15 protein-coding genes and 1 pseudogene are annotated in these 17,099 nt (G+C 52.9%); 10 read left to right on the forward strand and 6 right to left on the reverse strand.

Going from position 1 to position 17,099, the window contains the following annotated elements:
- Positions 1–18: 18 nt before the first annotated feature.
- The 3 genes from ACE1BR_RS19205 (at position 19) to ACE1BR_RS19215 (ending at position 3,089) form a co-directional block, all read left to right on the forward strand.
- Positions 19–1,305, forward strand: coding sequence for an FAD-dependent oxidoreductase (locus tag ACE1BR_RS19205; RefSeq protein ID WP_042057327.1), 1,287 nt, complete (start codon positions 19–21; stop codon positions 1,303–1,305).
- Complete coding sequence (fixX, locus tag ACE1BR_RS19210) at positions 1,302–1,589, forward strand: ferredoxin-like protein FixX (protein WP_042057325.1); 288 nt, start codon at positions 1,302–1,304, stop codon at positions 1,587–1,589. Before ACE1BR_RS19205 ends, fixX begins: the two co-directional genes overlap by 4 nt.
- 147 nt (positions 1,590–1,736) lie before the next feature.
- The gene (locus ACE1BR_RS19215) at positions 1,737–3,089 is read left to right on the forward strand and encodes an MFS transporter (RefSeq protein ID WP_374873098.1); all 1,353 of its coding nucleotides are present in this window, start codon (positions 1,737–1,739) and stop codon (positions 3,087–3,089) included.
- 188 nt (positions 3,090–3,277) lie between these two features.
- Here ACE1BR_RS19215 and ACE1BR_RS19220 read toward each other — a convergent pair whose 3' ends face one another.
- The 4 genes and pseudogenes from ACE1BR_RS19220 to ACE1BR_RS19235 form a co-directional block, all read right to left on the reverse strand.
- Positions 3,278–4,294 (reverse strand): Fic family protein, encoded by a 1,017-nt coding sequence (locus ACE1BR_RS19220; RefSeq protein WP_374873100.1) that lies wholly within the window; start codon positions 4,292–4,294, stop codon positions 3,278–3,280.
- A 122-nt stretch (positions 4,295–4,416) separates the two neighbouring features.
- On the reverse strand, positions 4,417–5,085 hold the full coding sequence (locus tag ACE1BR_RS19225) for an inovirus-type Gp2 protein (RefSeq protein WP_206875033.1): 669 nt from the start codon (positions 5,083–5,085) through the stop codon (positions 4,417–4,419).
- A gap of 382 nt (positions 5,086–5,467) precedes the next feature.
- Positions 5,468–5,644, reverse strand: a complete 177-nt coding sequence (locus tag ACE1BR_RS19230) for a helix-turn-helix transcriptional regulator (protein WP_374873103.1) — start codon at positions 5,642–5,644, stop codon at positions 5,468–5,470.
- Positions 5,645–5,801: 157 nt separating this feature from the next.
- A pseudogene (locus tag ACE1BR_RS19235) lies at positions 5,802–5,930 on the reverse strand (IS630 family transposase); the annotation flags it as partial.
- Between the two features lie 470 nt (positions 5,931–6,400).
- Between ACE1BR_RS19235 and ACE1BR_RS19240 the strand changes: the two are divergent.
- Positions 6,401–7,375 carry a hypothetical protein gene (locus tag ACE1BR_RS19240; protein WP_374873105.1) on the forward strand — a complete coding sequence of 325 codons (975 nt, stop codon included), beginning with the start codon at positions 6,401–6,403 and terminating at the stop codon, positions 7,373–7,375.
- A 9-nt stretch (positions 7,376–7,384) separates the two neighbouring features.
- Here the strand turns inward: ACE1BR_RS19240 and ACE1BR_RS19245 are convergent, their stop codons facing one another.
- Positions 7,385–8,719, reverse strand: coding sequence for a tyrosine-type recombinase/integrase (locus ACE1BR_RS19245; RefSeq protein ID WP_374873107.1), 1,335 nt, complete (start codon positions 8,717–8,719; stop codon positions 7,385–7,387).
- Between the two features lie 404 nt (positions 8,720–9,123).
- Between ACE1BR_RS19245 and ACE1BR_RS19250 the strand changes: the two genes are divergently transcribed.
- From ACE1BR_RS19250 to ACE1BR_RS19260, 3 genes are all read left to right on the forward strand, one after another.
- The gene (locus tag ACE1BR_RS19250; RefSeq protein WP_374873109.1) at positions 9,124–10,008 is read left to right on the forward strand and encodes a DMT family transporter; all 885 of its coding nucleotides are present in this window, start codon (positions 9,124–9,126) and stop codon (positions 10,006–10,008) included.
- A gap of 571 nt (positions 10,009–10,579) precedes the next feature.
- The gene (locus ACE1BR_RS19255; protein WP_374873111.1) at positions 10,580–12,028 is read left to right on the forward strand and encodes an OprD family outer membrane porin; all 1,449 of its coding nucleotides are present in this window, start codon (positions 10,580–10,582) and stop codon (positions 12,026–12,028) included.
- Positions 12,029–12,157: 129 nt separating this feature from the next.
- Complete coding sequence (locus tag ACE1BR_RS19260) at positions 12,158–12,985, forward strand: SDR family oxidoreductase (RefSeq protein ID WP_374873113.1); 828 nt, start codon at positions 12,158–12,160, stop codon at positions 12,983–12,985.
- 34 nt (positions 12,986–13,019) lie between these two features.
- Here ACE1BR_RS19260 and ACE1BR_RS19265 read toward each other — a convergent pair whose 3' ends face one another.
- Positions 13,020–13,352, reverse strand: coding sequence for a DUF1904 family protein (locus ACE1BR_RS19265; protein ID WP_374873115.1), 333 nt, complete (start codon positions 13,350–13,352; stop codon positions 13,020–13,022).
- A gap of 86 nt (positions 13,353–13,438) precedes the next feature.
- On the opposite strand from ACE1BR_RS19265, the gene ACE1BR_RS19270 reads away from it, so the two are divergent.
- The 3 genes from ACE1BR_RS19270 to ACE1BR_RS19280 all read left to right on the forward strand — a co-directional run bounded on the left by ACE1BR_RS19270 (position 13,439) and on the right by ACE1BR_RS19280 (position 16,980).
- Positions 13,439–14,338, forward strand: coding sequence for a TraB/GumN family protein (locus tag ACE1BR_RS19270; protein ID WP_374873117.1), 900 nt, complete (start codon positions 13,439–13,441; stop codon positions 14,336–14,338).
- Between the two features lie 433 nt (positions 14,339–14,771).
- The gene (smrA, locus tag ACE1BR_RS19275) at positions 14,772–15,353 is read left to right on the forward strand and encodes a DNA endonuclease SmrA (protein ID WP_374873119.1); all 582 of its coding nucleotides are present in this window, start codon (positions 14,772–14,774) and stop codon (positions 15,351–15,353) included.
- Positions 15,354–15,501: 148 nt separating this feature from the next.
- Positions 15,502–16,980 (forward strand): carboxypeptidase M32, encoded by a 1,479-nt coding sequence (locus tag ACE1BR_RS19280; RefSeq protein WP_374873121.1) that lies wholly within the window; start codon positions 15,502–15,504, stop codon positions 16,978–16,980.
- The last annotated feature ends 119 nt before the right edge of the window (positions 16,981–17,099 follow it).

A 17,099-nucleotide genomic window follows, 5' to 3' on the forward strand; every position in this document is an offset into this window, starting at 1 on the left:
CCGCTGACAGGAGTACGTATGTCCGAAGATATCTTTGATGCCATCATCGTGGGTGCAGGTCTGGCTGGTTCGGTTGCGGCGCTGGTGCTGGCTCGGGAAGGTGCACAGGTGCTGGTTATCGAGCGAGGCAATTCTGCTGGCTCGAAGAATGTCACCGGTGGGCGCATGTATGCACATAGCCTAGAGCACATCATCCCCGGTTTTGCTGAGCAGGCCCCCATTGAACGGATAATCACCCACGAAAAACTCGCCTTTATGACCGACAAAGGGGCGATGACCATCGACTATTGCAATGGTGAAGATGCAGCATCGTCGCAGGTTTCTTATTCCGTCTTACGCAGTAAATTTGATGCCTGGCTGATGGAGCAGGCAGAGGAAGCGGGAGCTCAGCTCATCACCGGTATTCGCGTGGATAACGTTGTGCAGCGCGATGGCAAAGTCGTGGGCGTGGAAGCCGATGGCGATATTCTGGAAGCCAAAGTGGTGATCCTCGCTGACGGGGTGAATTCTCTATTGGCGGAAAAGCTGGGCATGGCAAAGCGCATCGAGGCATCGCATGTTGCCGTCGGAGTGAAAGAGCTGATCGAATTGCCAAAATCGGTGATTGAAGATCGTTTCCAGTTACAGGGGAAAGAAGGTACAGCCTGTTTGTTTGCCGGTTCGCCAACCGACGGTTTGATGGGCGGAGGCTTTCTCTATACGAATGAAACAACCCTTTCTCTAGGGCTGGTCTGCGGTCTTCATCATCTGAAGGACGCTAAAAAGTCGATCCCGCAAATGCTGGAAGATTTCAAACAGCATCCGGCGGTTGCCCCGCTGATCGCCGGTGGCAAGCTGGTAGAATATGCCGCGCACGTCGTACCGGAAGCCGGTATCAACATGCAACCAGAACTGGTGGGTAACGGCGTATTGATAGCCGGTGACGCTGCCGGAATGTGTATGAACCTTGGCTTTACCATCCGCGGTATGGATCTCGCCATATCCGCAGGCGAAGCGGCGGCGAAGACGGTGCTTTCAGCAATGAAGCGCGACGACTTTAGCAAGCAGTCGCTGGATGAATACCGCCAGCATCTGGATGACGGCCCGATGCGCGATATGCGCATGTACCAGAAACTACCGGCTTTTCTTGATAACCCACGCATGTTTACCGCCTATCCCGAAATGGCGGTCAGTATCGCGCGCGACCTGTTCACCGTGGATGGTTCCGCGCCGGTGCCAATGCGCAAAAAAATCCTGCGCCACGCAAAGAAAGTGGGCTTCATCAACCTGATGAAAGATGGCCTGAAAGGAGTGACCGTATTATGACATCTCCCGTCAATGTGGACGTCAAACTGGGCGTCAATAAGTTCAATGTGGATGAAGACTGCCCGCATATTATTCTCAAAACCGATCCTAATAAACAGGCGCTGGAGGTACTGATTAAAGCCTGTCCGGCTGGACTGTATAAAAAGCAGGATGACGGCAGCGTACGTTTTGATTACGCCGGATGCCTTGAGTGCGGAACGTGCCGAATTCTCGGACTCGATACGGCGCTGGAAAAATGGGAATACCCGCGTGGGACGTTTGGTGTGGAGTTCCGCTACGGATAATAAGTACAAATTTTTGCCCCCGTAGGCCGAGTAAGATGCTGTAGCGTCGCCATCCGGCAAGCATGTGGCACCAATGCCGGATGACAGCATAAACGCCTTATCCGGCCTACATATGACGCTTTGCCCGTGTTGAAACAGGAAGTCGCTATGCAGCAGCCCAGGAACTTTGACGACATCAAATTTACCTCTATTCACCGCCGGATAATGCTGTGGGGAAGCGGTGGGCCGTTTCTGGATGGTTATGTGCTGGTGATGATTGGCGTGGCGCTGGAACAGCTCACGCCAGCGTTGAAACTGGATGCGGAGTGGATTGGTCTGCTGGGAGCCGGTACGCTCGCCGGTCTATTTGTAGGAACGTCGCTGTTTGGCTACATTTCCGATAAGGTCGGACGACGTAAAATGTTTATCGTCGATATTATCGCTATTGGCGTGATATCGGCGGCAACCATGTTTGTCTCCTCGCCCGTTGAGCTGTTGGTGATGCGCGCGCTGATCGGCATTGTGATTGGTGCCGATTACCCAATCGCTACCTCGATGATTACCGAGTTCTCCAATACCCGCCAGCGCGCTTTCTCCATCGGTTTTATCGCCGCTATGTGGTATGTCGGCGCCACCTGCGCCGATCTGGTCGGTTACTGGTTGTATGATGTTGAGGGCGGATGGCGCTGGATGTTGGGCAGCGCGGTGATCCCCTGCATTTTGATCCTGATTGGGCGTTTCGATCTTCCTGAATCACCGCGCTGGCTACTGCGTAAAGGCCGGGTGAAAGAGTGTGAAGCGATGATGATTAAACTGTTTGGCGAACCGGTGGTATTCGACGAAGAAGCGCCGCAGGAGACGCATTTCCTTCAGCTATTTAATCGCCGCCATTTCCCGTTTGTACTGTTTGTCGCCGCTATCTGGACCTGTCAGGTGATCCCGATGTTCGCTATTTATACCTTTGGTCCACAGATTGTTGGGCTACTGGGGCTCGGTGCCGGAAAAAGCGCCGCGTTAGGCAACGTGGTAATCAGCTTGTGCTTTATGCTGGGGTGTATTCCTCCCATGTTCTGGCTCAATAGCGCGGGCCGGCGGCCGCTGTTGATTGGCTGCTTTACTATGATGACGCTGACGCTGGCCGTGTTGGGGTTAATCCCTGATATGGGCGCGTGGCTGGTGGTGCTGGCCTTTGCTGTATACGCGTTTTTCTCCGGTGGGCCAGGAAACCTGCAGTGGCTATACCCTAACGAACTGTTCCCCACCGATATTCGTGCGTCTGCCGTCGGGGTGATTATGTCGTTAAGCCGCATCGGCACCATTGTTTCAACCTGGGCACTGCCAGTATTCATCACTAAATACGGGATCAGCAATGTGATGCTGATGGGGGCGGGAATTTCGCTAATTGGCCTGCTCGTGTCCATCGCTTTCGCACCGGAAACACGAGGGTTAGCGCTGGCACAAACCAGTCAAATGACGATCAGCGTTAATAGTTGCTGGACCAGCAACCTCCGATTCCGATAATGGAGGCGTGGGCTCAATTTGCCAGTTGCATAAGAAGGGGGCGGCCTTGTTTGCCCAGATCTGTATCCACCTCCCACTCGACTTCGCTCACCGCAATCGCGAGCCCCTATCACACTGTTACACCACTCACAGAAAAGTCCTGCCGGTGGTGAGGTAGTCTTGAACTAGTCAGAAGCAGATCTTAACGGTTAAGCATCAGGATTCAATACCTCCCAACGCCCACTCTTGCGCGGCCCCACGAAGCGTAATCGTCCTTCTTTAACGAGAGCAGATGCAGAACGTTCTACCGTACGTGCAGATTTACCTATGCGCTCGGCGACTTCCGCTAAAGTTAGATGGGGCTCTAGCCTCAACACATTCACGATCAGCTCAGGCGTTTTCAACCGACCTTCAACCGACATTTTTGCCGACACATTTACCGACATTCTTGTTTCGACATCTGGCTGGTCGCTAATGGCTTGCGCAAGCGCATCGCGCAGCGCTTCCAGTAGAAAGAGGATGAACTCGGTACAATCACTGCGACGATCAGCCTGACTTAGCTGTTGATAGTAGTGATCTTGCCGTGCCTTGATCACAGTCTCCACTGGTAAGAAGGCCATCACAGGCTGCCAGCGACTCAAGATCACCGTCTGCCATAAACGTCCCATCCGACCATTTCCATCCGCAAAGGGGTGAATAAGCTCCAACTCATAATGCAAGGCACAGGAAGCGATCAGCGGATGAGCCTCGGTCTCAGCCAGCCAAGTCAATAGCTGTCCCATCAGACGAGGGACCTGGTTCGCAGGGGGCGCCATATGCACTAACTGCTCGCCTCGATAGATACCTACGCCACCGCTACACCAGTGACCCGCATCATCGCAGAGTCCACGCATCAGGAGTCCGTGAGCACCGAGTAGATCATCAGTGGAAGCCGGATCCCAATCAGGCATTGCTTCATAGGCCGCAAACGCATTACGGACTTCTTGGATTTCCCGTGGAAGCCCAAGCACCGTCTTTCCCTCAATCACTGCCGTCACCTGTTCAACACTCAGGGTGTTGTGCTCAATCGCCAAGGAGGCTTGGATAGTGCGGATCCGGTTCTCTCGACGCAGCATCGGCACCTGAGAGCTCTGAGCAAACCGCCACTGCCCCACCAACTCGGCGATCTCCGCCACCCGGCTAAACATAGCGTGGGTCAGGGTGAAGGGAGGGGAATAGGCTGCCATGGGTTACTCCAACGGATGCGATAACAAATGAGGGTTAGCTTAACAGATCCGGGAGCAGAAACTCCCGGATCAGATACCATCTAAAACTGCAGTAAAAGTCTCTTATCAACTCCAATAAGCCTTCAAATGTTACTCCCCCCGAAACATTGATATCCCTCTCCACGGCGCTTCGATTCCCTTTTGGCAAGGTATGCTGCATGGAGCAGCACTTTCTTTATAGCCACAGGATCATCTGAAAAAACTTCGTGCTGTCCCTTCTCTGAAAGTTCAACTAACCCTCGCCTCCTGCAAAAATCAATTGATACATCCGCCTCAAAGACAGCTCGATGCCAAGCCACTCTAAGCTTGTTTGCCAGATTCATATTCTCAGACTTAAATCTCCCCAGAGAGCAATAGGCATCCCCATTTAAGAAAAACATCAAGTGATAGTGAGGAACGACAGCCTCTGCTGTTTGCTCCCTCGCCCAAACATATCTGATTGCTGTTTTGCGAACCCTTTTCCCACTTGTAGCTTGGGACAGCTGATCCAGAACAAACAGTTTTTCAAGCTCCGCAAAGAATGCTTTCAGCACAGCGCCATGATAACGTGAACTACCTTCTGATAGCATTCTGGTAAACAAATTATCAGGGAAGCGAAGGTCAACTCTAAAAGCAAATACCCTAGAGTATTGAGCAAAAGCATGATTCATCACAGCAACAATTTTACTGAGGTTATCCTTATCGAAAGTATATCCATTTTTCTGGTAGTAGCGTTCAGCCGCCACTCGATATTCATTAAGAGTGTTAAACATATTAAACTCCATAGATAGAAGAAGGGCTACATTCTGAGAATGTATGCCGGCGTTAGAATTAAGGTAGCAGTTTGCAAGTGTGCACTAGCACACTTTCATTGATGGTTTGAAACAGTGCTATCAGCTTAGCTGATATGATGAATTTCTGAATGCGGATGGTTATGAAATCTACATGCTTGCACTGCCGATCTGCATACAGTGTATGTAGTTTTATTCTGTGTTTATTTTTACTCCTTATTTGCACTCTTTATTTATATATTACTATTGCCGACACAAAAGCATTGAATGTCAAACCAACCTAATAACTCTAATCGCTGATAGAATAAGACTTGTAGTCTTAGCGAGTAACGAATTAAAATCCATAAGTCGTCAGAAATTAGCCCTAACGAAGATTTCTTTTCTCTTCAATCCATGACTCTATTTCAGAGCTAACCCACGCTACAGATCTTGGGCCGATCTTGACTGATGCTGGAAATTTACCGTCATTCATCTGACGGTAAACAGATGCCTTAGATAGCGATGTCATGGTGATGACATCTTTCAATTTAAGTAGTTTCATGATGAGCTCCTTTGTCGTCCATAGGACGTGGTGCTCGTGTAAAAATATAGCGAAACAGAAACGTAAATTGATCACATTCCGTTACCCAAGAGAGAATTTAAAAGGCACTGGTCTACATCTCATTAGCAGACCTGAGGCACCAACTTGATGAGCTAAGCTAAACTGTTTCATAGCTATTCCCAGGGAGAGATGACACTGTATACATGAAGCGTTTCACTCGAACCAACAGACTAGCCATTCCTCTGCATTGGTTATTGCGGGTGATGGCTTCATGTAACTTATGCCATGTATTCAACGTTAGCGCTCCAGATATTATTACCCAATATTCACCAGCTATAGGCATCTCTTTGTAATCTCCTCACAGAGGATCAAGTGACCCAATTATTGGCATAGACATTAGAGTGCCTATCGGTTGTATTTTGGCAAGACCAGTGCGCCTATCATTAGCGTCCGATTCAAATCATACCGCCCCCTCTACCAAGCCACAGTGATGACCAAAGAGCGCCTATCAACTTGTCCGTTGATAGAGATTACATGCAACTCCCACACACAGTGGGCCTTCACGACCTTCAACGAAACCCAAAAAAGTAGGCTGGTGATGTGCAAAAACACGGCAATTGATCACTAAACCATGAAACAAAAAGCTTCATAAAAACATTGCAAATCACTATAAAACAGGTTAGAAATCAGCCACAAAACAACATAAACACACCATTAAATTACTTAGTAATCATCGTTTTCGGAGCTGATAGTATTATGAAAGGAGCCTATGATGAGAATGGCCAGGAAATACCGCCCCCTATGTCTTTATCTAAAAGAGAAAGGGAGCTGGCCCTTAGACTATTAAATGCTGAAACATCTTTATCTATAAGTGATGAGGATATAGTTAACCACTTATCGAAAAACAGCAGCGTCCTTATAAAAAGAGCTAACTGTGGACTAGACTCCCCCCTTAACAGTTTGATGGGTCAACCAGCCTCTCATGAATTAGTAATAAAAAGCATTAAATCTGAGTGTATAAACGAAACAAATTTCAGTTGGATAGATACAAAAAACGATCGTTTGTGTAATTACGTGTGGGCATACATACGCTCTTTAACTACATACCCCATTTTGTCACCTTCGACTATGGATATAGGCGTCAGAATAGATGGTGCATTTGATTTACCCAACACCCTGCATATTTATAATATTTTTAATCTTGACCTCTCACCAACCAACAATGCCAGCAAAAAAAATTGTATAATCTCTTTTTTTGACATAATCAACACGACGAATGAACAAAAAATAATAGATGTTGCTATTTTAAAAAACAAATGGCAAATCGCAAGTCAAAAAATTGATGTGAAATTGTGGGTAGATAAATGTGATAATGAATGGGCATGGCGTTATTTGTTTGAAAATATAAAAACAGGAAGTAATAGACCTCCTGTATGGTTCATCAATAGGGATAATTCTTCGACAATTAAAGACTGCATTATCACACTTTTTGATCTACTAAATGAAATACCTACAGCCAGAGAACTGATGCTTAGAAAAATGAAGTCAGCCTGGTCACAAAAATCTTTTCGAGACAAGAACAATGGGAAAAGATCTGTTAGTGTTGTCTTGCCAGAAAAAATAATTAGCATGCTAGACGACATTTGCATAAAAACTGACAAAAGAAAAAATGAAGTGATAATTAGATTGATACAAGAAGAATATGAACAAATAAAAAAAGGCGGACGCTAGTCCGCCTTTTCATTTTACTTTTCTGATGAATTCAATAACATTCCCATGGCTATTATTTTTTTGCGGATCATTTGCCACCTCTAGTTCAACCAACTCACCCCAGCGTTGCCATAGCATTTTTTTCTTATCATCATGTCGCGAACGATGATAGGTTCTAACCAACTTATTGAGTGGGAGATGATTCAAACATAATTCGATCACTCTCTCTTCTGCATCTAATCTCTCAGCCCAATTGGTTGCAGCACTACGTCGTAAGTCATGTACTGTAAATGGCTCCATATCAGATAATGAACGAGAAATGAAACGCCTTAAAGCTCTGGTTATCGAGTCAACTAAAATTGGCTCAATAACATCACTTTTAGGTCTGTCTGATTCAAAAACAAAGTCACCGTTTACATATAGTGCCTGTTCATCAATCAACGCTTTCGCCTGTCGAGATAAGAATACCGAATGTGGCCTCCCATTCTTGGTATCAGGGATCGTCCACATATCGTCTCTAATATGTGAAAAACGCATATTGGCGACTTCACCTCTACGACATCCAGTCAGTATTAATAGCTTGATCGCATTCGCTGCTGGCAGAGAAATAGTGGCATGGCGAGAAACGCCACGCCCTCCAGCCGCCAAGCTACCACCACTTCCAAGATCCTCATCAATCGCCTTCCATAGCCTGCGCAATTCGGGGACTGTCAGCCAACGCTCTCTTGGCGAACCGGCACTGGCACCAAAATCCTTGGGTCGCAACAGTCTCGCAGGGTTGGCCTCGATCAGACAGTGAACCACCGCATAATCCAACATCTGGTTCAGCGTTCCCAACCCCTTACGGGTTTCGTCTTTTGTTGCACGCCGGGTTATCTCTAACGCTTGCGCCAAGTGGGCACGAGTCAGATCGATTAAACGAATATTGCCCAGAGTTTTCTTGAGATGACGATTCCAACGCTCCTGATGACATTGGAGGGTTTTGGGTTTGACAACCTCAGCAACACGCTGTGCATCAAGCCATCGTCCAAGCAACTCATCCATCGTCAGGGCCGTTTCATTTTTAGCCTTTTCACTAGCAACATGCTTGCGTGGATCAATCCCTTTCTTTACTAGGGCAGCCAGCTCTGCATGCTCAAGCCTGGCTCGCGCCAACGACAACGCAGGGTAATTACCCAGAACAACTGTCGCCTGAGTACCAGCAATCCGATAACGATAGACAAACCGCTTGCTCTTCCCTGCCCTAACCTCAATAGCTAATCCACCACCATGGGGAGATTTCACCGCGTAGCGGGTAATCGAAGCCTCCCCTTGCAAAATCAATGAGGGGATCTCTCGATCCTGAGTTACCGGTTTTCTTGCCATAGCATTCTCTCCCCCCTGTTTGGGGTACCACTTGGGGTACCACAGCAAACATGATATAGGGTGAGACTTCATGAAACTAGCTGAAACCCACAACAAGAAAAATAAGCATTAAAAACAATGAATTACCATCAACAACCCAACTTTATAAAACCTTCTGAAACACTGCCGACCTTGGCTCCTAAGGGACAGGCCACTGGTTCGACTCCAGTCGGGAGCGCCATATAAAACAAGGGGTTAGCATCTTCATGGTGCTAATCCCTTGGTCGTTTTTGGTAACGACAAATCCTGCCCCCATCTGTTATTACCTTCTGCATTCAGGGCTGGCACTCTCTCTGATAGACTGACTCTTCTTTGGCTGAGACCTGCGCCCGAGCTATCAGCTTCATCTTGCAAAGGAGTGTTGGATGTCCGGTTGTTCCTGGTGGGATAGATCCACCGGTTTTGCCTTGCTGACCATTGTGCTGTGGGCCTCGCTGGCCGCACTGACGTCGCGCATTACCAGCGTTTCACCGCTCGTTCTGGTGGGGCTGGTGCTGTTTTTCTGCGGGGCCGGGGCATTACCGTTTTGGCGCCAGTGGCGGGCCAGCCCGCTCACCTGGCTGGTGACCATCGCGGCCCTGCTCTTTTATCATCTGCTGCTCTTTATGAGTTTTCGCCACGCCCCGGTGCTTGAGGCAAACCTCATCAACTACCTCTGGCCGCTCTGCATCATCCTCTTCACCCCGCTGTTGTTGCCAAATCATCCACTCCATCTTCGCCACATTCTGGCGGGCGCCTGCGGCCTGGCTGGTTCCATGCTGGTGATGGTCGATGGCGAGCTGCAACTGCAGCAGGCTTATCTGCCTGGCTATCTGCTGGCTCTGGGGGCCGCCATCATCTGGGGCGCCTACTCTGTGCTGTCCCGTCGTCTGCCAGCAGCACCTGCAGTGGTCACCGCAGCGGCCTGTCTACCTGCCGGGATACTGGCTCTGCTGCTTGCCCGCCTGCTGGAGGGCCCTCTGCCACTGACACAGATCCCGGTCAGCGACTGGAGCCTGATCGTCGGATTGGCCCTCGGCCCGATGGGGGCAGCCTTTGTCACCTGGTATCTGGCACTGCGAGACGGCGATCCGCGCCGGATCGGTGCCCTTGCCTACCTGACACCGCTGCTGAGCACCTTGCTGCTGGTGACCCTGAATGGAGAATCTCTGACCTCGCGCCATCTGCTGGCCGGGGCGCTGATCATGGGCGGTGCCCTGCTCGGCATGCAGCGCAAAAAACCGACCCCGGCCATCGCCACGACCCGCTGACGATGGTAGCAATAGCAAAAAAGGGTCCGGTCACGAGAGCGTCATCAACACGCCAGATCTCACAACTCCTCGCCGACTATCCCGCCCAGTGCGCAGCTCTGTCTTCACTCAAACATCGGGAATAGTTTTTTTGTGCTGCAAATTTATCTGTTACCTGCAGGTTAACCAACACCTGTTCATCTGGGGTGACTGCAAACCCGCACAGACACTGGGAACAACCACAAGAAAACGTTCTCATGGCCGTGATACGGGCCATGACACTGTTTACGACCTTCCTCATGATTATTTGCACTCGGTCATACTTTTGAAACGTGGCTGGAACTTTTCATTGATATTTCGCACCGCGAACGTACTCTTGTGGTTGTCCGATAGCCAAGAATCGGAACACTAAAAACAAATAGCGTGATGAACAGAACTGCTCTACGCAGATGTGCCAAGACATCGCGAGCGCAGGCGACATACGAAGTCTTTTTTGCCCTTAGGGGTTTTGATTGCAATGCCAATACCGAGCGGTAGGCCTGATGCCAACTGCCGGAAAAAAAGCTAAGTCCATAAAATCAGGAGCAATAAAATGGAAAAAGTAATCTTCAAGCGCGCCGCTTTGAGTGCCGCTGTGGTAGCCGCTCTGGTAGCACCCGGTATGGCATTGGCTGCTCAGGACATGATGAGCCCAACCTACGGCAAATCCTATGAGGCCTTTGCCGACGATGCCAAACTGACCGGTGGTATCTTCTACTTCCAGCGTGACCGCCAGCGTATCGATGGTGATCCAACCGCCAAGGTCAAGGAAGGCAAATACCAGTCCAACCTGAGCCACGCCACTGCCCAAGCCGCTCTGAACTTCAACTCTGGTTATGCGTGGGACACCGTAGGTCTGGATCTGGGTGGCTTTGGCGCCTATGACCTGGCTGTGACCGAAAATCATGGGGTCAACCAAGAAAACGAATTTTCCTTTGCCGGTAACACCTGGGGCAACAACTACAAAGATGGTTCCCCTGAAGGTGGTTTCAGCCTCTCCAACGCAGCACTCAAGCTGAAATTCATGGAAGGTGGCATCACCGCCAAGGGTGGTTATACCCAGCTCTACGTACCTGGTGTCATCGGTGTGAACTGGTCCTATCAACCAGGTACCTATCGTGGTGGCCAAGTTGAAGGCAACTTCGGTGGTCTCTACCTGACCTATGCTATCGCCGACGAGTACAAGGCTCCTTGGTATAAAGAGACTCAGGTCTTCTCCCGCGCCAAAGCATGGATGGATCCGTTCTCCGATGAAAACGTCATCGACTACATCCACGGTATTGCCGCTCGTTACACCTTTGAAAATGGCACTGCCGTCACCGGCTCTTTCGGTCAATCCGAAGGCTATATGGATAGCTACCACTTCAAACTGGCTCACAAGTTTGACGTAATCGGCGGCCTCTCCACCAGCTACCAATTCTATGGTTCAGAAACCGACACCTACACCAAGGGCGGTTCCCAGATCGAGACTTATGACGGCCTGGCATGGCAACAAGCGCTGACCGCTGCCTGGAACTATGCCCAGTACGGTTTCCGTCTGGAAGGGCTGTGGACCAAGGCTGAAGGTGCAGAAGGCAACTACCTGCCCCGTCTGACCCGCGGCTACGCCAACTCTCAGGGCGCCAACGAAATTTGGTGGGACTCCCGCTCCGACTGGAACGCCAACAACGAGAAAGCCGTTTACTTCGGTGTCACTCGCTCACTGGATGATCTGGTAGGTGCCCCTGGCTGGTCTGTCGGTGTATCCGGTGCTTATGGCTGGGATATCGAAACAGGTCAAGGCAAGAAAGCCGCCAACGGTGAAGACACCGAATGGGCTGCCAACTTCGATGTCACTTATACCGTCCAAGATGGCAAGCTGAAAGGCACCCTGTTCAAACTGCACTACACCGATTACAACAACGACATCACTCAATCTGGCGGTTGGACTGATTACCCCAACATTTTCGCCTCCGAGAAAGACGTCAAATTCCATGTCATCATGCCGCTTACCTTCATGTAATCAGGCAATGCAATGTCAGCAAACCGGGCCACTTGGCCCGGTTTTCTTTTTCCCGATCAGCAGGTTAACATGCGGGTCAGCTGAATGTTTCTGTACGCTGCTCCACACATTGCCTACAAGGATCCCCCTATGCCGCGATTTGTTCTTGTTACCGGATGCTCCAGCGGAATTGGTCTCACTGCCGCGCAGGCGCTGGGCCCGCACGGTTTTACCGTGATCGCCTCGGCACGCAAGGCGGAAGATGTGACCCGGTTGCAACAGCAGGGGCTACTGGCGGTACAGCTGGATCTGGCGGATCCCGCTTCCATCGAGCTGGGCGCCAGCGCGGCACTCCACCTCGCTGGTGGCCGCCTCTATGGTCTGTTCAATAATGGGGCCTACGGCCAACCCGGGGCGCTGGAAGATCTGCCCACCGAGGCGCTTAGAGAGCAATTCAATACCAACCTGTTTGGCTGGCATCACCTCATTCGTCAGATATTGCCGGCCATGCTGGAGGCCAGAGAGGGGCGGATCGTGCAGAACAGCTCGGTGCTGGGGCTGGTCGCCATGAAGTATCGCGGCGCCTACAACGCCAGCAAGTTTGCGCTGGAGGGCTACTCAGATACCCTGCGCCTCGAGCTGGCTGGCAGCGGTGTTCATATCAGCCTGATTGAGCCGGGCCCCATCGATACCCGTTTTCGGGCCAATGCCCGTGCCGCCTTTCTGCGCCATATCGACCCGACCAAGAGTCGCCATCAGGCCGCTTACCAGCAGACCCTTAACCGGCTGGAGCGCGAGGGTGGCGCCCGCGGCTTTACTCTGCCAAGCGAAGCCTGCCTGCCACCACTGATCCATGCGCTGACCAGCGCTCGCCCCAAGGCGCGTTACCCTGTCACCATCCCGACCAGAATGTTTGCCCTGCTAAGGCGGATCCTGCCCACCCGCTGGCTCGACAAGCTATTGGCAAAGTCAGCCTGATCACTTGTGTCGGCGACGATCTGCGTCGCCTCGCTCAATAGTGCTCGCCATTACTGTAATAGGCGCTCTTATCGATGGGAAAAACCTGTACCACCACATAGGTCTGCTCCCCCAACACTGCCTTCAGATGACGGGTGATAAGGCGCGCCGCTGCATCCTGCTGCTCTTGCGGCCGCGCAAACCAGTGCAGTTCGACAAACGGAAAACCGGGCTCCGGCTCCCCGTTACGAACCCAGTGGCTCTCGACTCGCTCCATGGTGACAAACTCCGGCTTGCCGCCAGTCAGCTCGCAAAGTTCGGCCAGCAGCGGGACGCTGATCTCCTTGAGGATATCGAGTGAGACGGCGCGAAAACGAAGATGGGGCATGGTAAACCTCTTGGCTAACGGAAATGAGCACTTATCATAGAGTCTCTTGCGATGAAAAGAAGTCGCCAGCCCGGATAAGGATCACCATGAAATTTCAGCGCTCCCTGTTTGCCTTCCTGTTCTGCCTGCTGCTGCCGCTGAGCGCCTTTGCCGATCCCGCCTTCTATCGGGTGAGCAAGGGCAACCAGCAACACTGGTTGCTGGGCTCCATCCATGCGGGTAAACCCGCCCTCTATCCGCTGCCAGAACCGGTCGAGCGGGCCTGGCTGCAGAGCCGAGCACTGGTGATGGAGGTGGATATGAACCGCATCACCCCTGAGCAGTGGCAAGAGATGGGTTCCCTCACCCGGCTGGTGGATGGCAAAACACTCAACCAATATCTGCCTGCCGAGCTCTATCAGCGCACCCTGATGGCCGGGACCCGTTATGGCCTTGATGAAACAACCCTCGCCCCGCTGCGACCCTGGTTTGCCGCCATTACCCTGACTCAGGCCGCCATGGCCCGCTCCGACTTCAAGAGCGAGCTTGGAATCGATCAGCACTTTGCCACACTGGCCGCCAAAGAGGGCAAACCGGTAGTGGGGTTCGAAACCCTGCTGGAGCAACTCGGTTACCTCGCCAGCGTGGGCGACAACCAGACCCTGATGCTCGCCAGCACCCTGGATGAGCTGCCGATGCTGGATACCGGCTTCGCCGCCGTGCTGAAGGCATGGCAACATGGGGATGAGGCCACCCTTGTCAACCTGCTCAAGGAGGAGATGGCCCCACGTCCGCTACAGAGCTGGATGGAGCAGACCCTGCTGGCCGAGCGCAACCACAACTGGCTGAAAAAATGGTCCACCCTGCCCAACGAGAGCTTTATCGTGGTCGGAGCCCTGCACCTTTACGGCGAACAGGGGCTACTGGCGCTGCTGGAGCAGCAGGGGTGGCGGATCACCCCTCTGACCACGCCGACCCAGCCACCCGCGATCCGAGCCAACAAGTAAGCTGCGACCCTGTAGCAACTCTGCATATGAGCCAAGCGCGGTGCGGCGTTGCCGATCACGCACGTCGAGATCGGGCAGATGCCTGTGATGGCAGATAATGGCCAAAGGGAGCGCCGGGACAGGGATTTGGCACTGCATAAGTTAAAATGAGGTCGTTTACCAAAAACCTATAAATTAAATTTATAGCGACCCATGCAGGCTATGAGCGGCCCCTTGAGGCTAACGGCAAGCCCTGCAAGCCGATCGGCTGATCACAAGGGATGGTCACCTTCCTGATTTGGTGTGACGCGCAAGCCCCAGAGGCCTTGCGGCGGGCAAATTGACCAAGAAGTCCCCATTGCGCAGCTCAGACGGCAACCTTCTGGTTGCCCGGTTTTCCGGGCCCGTTACGGCCGCTATAATGGCCCCCACTTTTTCTTATGGGGAGCCTGCCGTGTCTCATAACGACGAACTCTCGCTATTTATGAATGAAGTGGCCGACGTGCGGCCCATTCGCAGCGACAACATCCATCCCCAAGCGACCAAGTCCGCCCCGACCGACGCACAGCTTGCCCGCCGTCAGGCTGCCACCGCCGAGCAGCTCGCCCTCGACCACCTCACCATGGAGGCGATCGAGATGCGCGATCCGCACGAGATCGTCGGCTTCAAGCGCGATGGGGTGCAGGAGGGGGTCTACAAGAAGCTGCGGCTCGGCAAATATGAGCTGCAAGCGAGCCTGGATCTGCATCAGAAAACCCTCAACGAAGCACGCCAGACGCTGGTGCAGTTTATTCAGGATTGCGAGGTTCGGGATATCCGCTGCCTGCTGATCCTGCATGGCAAGGGGGAGCGCAGCACCCCGCGCGCCCTGCTGAAAAGCTATGTCAGCGCCTGGTTGCCGCAACTGCCTGCCGTCATGGCGATCCACAGCGCCGAGCGTCGCCACGGCGGCAGCGGCGCCCTCTACGTACTGCTGCGCAAGAGCGAGCGCAAAAAAGCAGAAAACCGCGAACGGCACCAGAAACGGCTCGGCTGAGCGACCGTGGGCCGATTGCAGCCAGATAGCCAGAATGAACCCATTGACGACGGTGGCAAAACGCACAGCGGCAGTGTTAGCATCAGTCGGCCCCGATCATGCCAGGTACGGGGTGTATACCATCAGGGACGATAACAAGGAAAATCCCATGTCATATCAAAAGCTTGAACAACATCAGCAGCAAATCCACCGCTTTAGCCACCTCGCCGCCATCTGCGGTTGGGATCAAGCCGCCATGATGCCGGAGGGGGGCAACGAAGCCCGTGCCGAGGCGATGGCCGAACTCGGTCTGCTGATCCACCACAAGCGCACCGCCCCCGAGCTTGGCGACTGGATTGCCAAGGCCGAGAGCGAGCAACTCGATGAGGTTCAGCGCGCCAACCTCCGCGAGATCAAACGGCAATGGCAAGATGCCAGCCTGCTGCCCGGTGAACTGGTGGAAGCACTGTCACTCGCAGGCAGCAAGTGTGAACACGCCTGGCGCAGCCAGCGCAAGAACAACGACTGGGCCGGTTTTGCCCCCAATCTCGAAGAGGTGGTGACACTCTCCCGTGACGTGGCGCAGCTGCGAGCCGATGCGCTTGGCGTGCGCCCCTACGACGCCATGCTGGCGCTCTATGAGCCGGGCATGACCAGCGCACGGCTGGATCAGATCTTCGGCGATCTGGCCAGCTGGTTGCCGAGCCTGATCCAGACCGTGAGCGAGCAACAGAAGAGCCATGCATTGCTGCTCCCGCAAGGCCCCTTCCCTATCCCTACACAGCAGGCGCTGGGTCAGGAGGTGATGGGGCTGCTCGGCTTTGATTTCGCCCACGGCCGCCTCGATGTGAGCAGTCACCCGTTCTGTGGCGGCGTGCCGACCGATGTGCGGATCACCACCCGCTACAACGAGCAGGAGTTTGTCTCCAGCCTGATGGGCATAGTGCACGAAACCGGTCACGCCCGTTATGAGCAGGGACTGCCGCGCCAGCTGCTCGGTCAGCCGGTTGCCGAGGCCCGCTCCATGGCAATCCACGAGAGCCAGAGCCTGTTTTGCGAGATGCAGCTGGGCCATCATCCCGCCTTCCTCAGTCTGCTGGCACCGCGTATTCGCCACCATTTCGGCGAGCAAGAGGCCTTGGCGCCGGACAATCTGGCCAAACTCTACAGCCGGGTCAAACCCGGCTTTATCCGGGTCGATGCCGACGAGGTGACCTATCCGGCCCACATCATCCTGCGCTACGAGATGGAGCGCGATCTGGTGGAAGGGCGTATCGAGGTGGCCGACATCCCCGAGTTGTGGGATGCCAAGATGCAGCAGTGGCTCGGGCTCTCCACCCAGGGCAACTACCGCAATGGCTGCATGCAGGATATTCATTGGACCGACGGCTCGTTCGGCTACTTCCCGAGCTACACCCTCGGCGCCATGTACGCCGCACAACTGCGTTTTGCGCTGGAGAAAGAGCTCGGCAGCATGGGTGAAGTGATCGCCGCGGGCCGCCTGCCGGAGATCTTCGACTGGCTCGGTCGCCACATCTGGTCACAGGGTAGCCGCTACAGCACGGATGAGCTGATCAGCCGCGCCACCGGCGAAGCGCTCAACCCGCACTGGCTGCGCCAGCATCTGGAACAGCGTTATCTGAAGTGATCAGTGCAATACGGGTAAAACAAGACGGGGCCCTTTTTAGTTGACCACTACAGGGCCCCGTTTTTATTCCACTTTGCTGCTCTGTAGACCCTTAGCACGATGTCAGTATCAGCGGTGGA

The sequence above is a fragment of the Aeromonas sp. MdU4 genome, assembly GCF_041929505.1.
Taxonomy (GTDB): domain Bacteria; phylum Pseudomonadota; class Gammaproteobacteria; order Enterobacterales; family Aeromonadaceae; genus Aeromonas.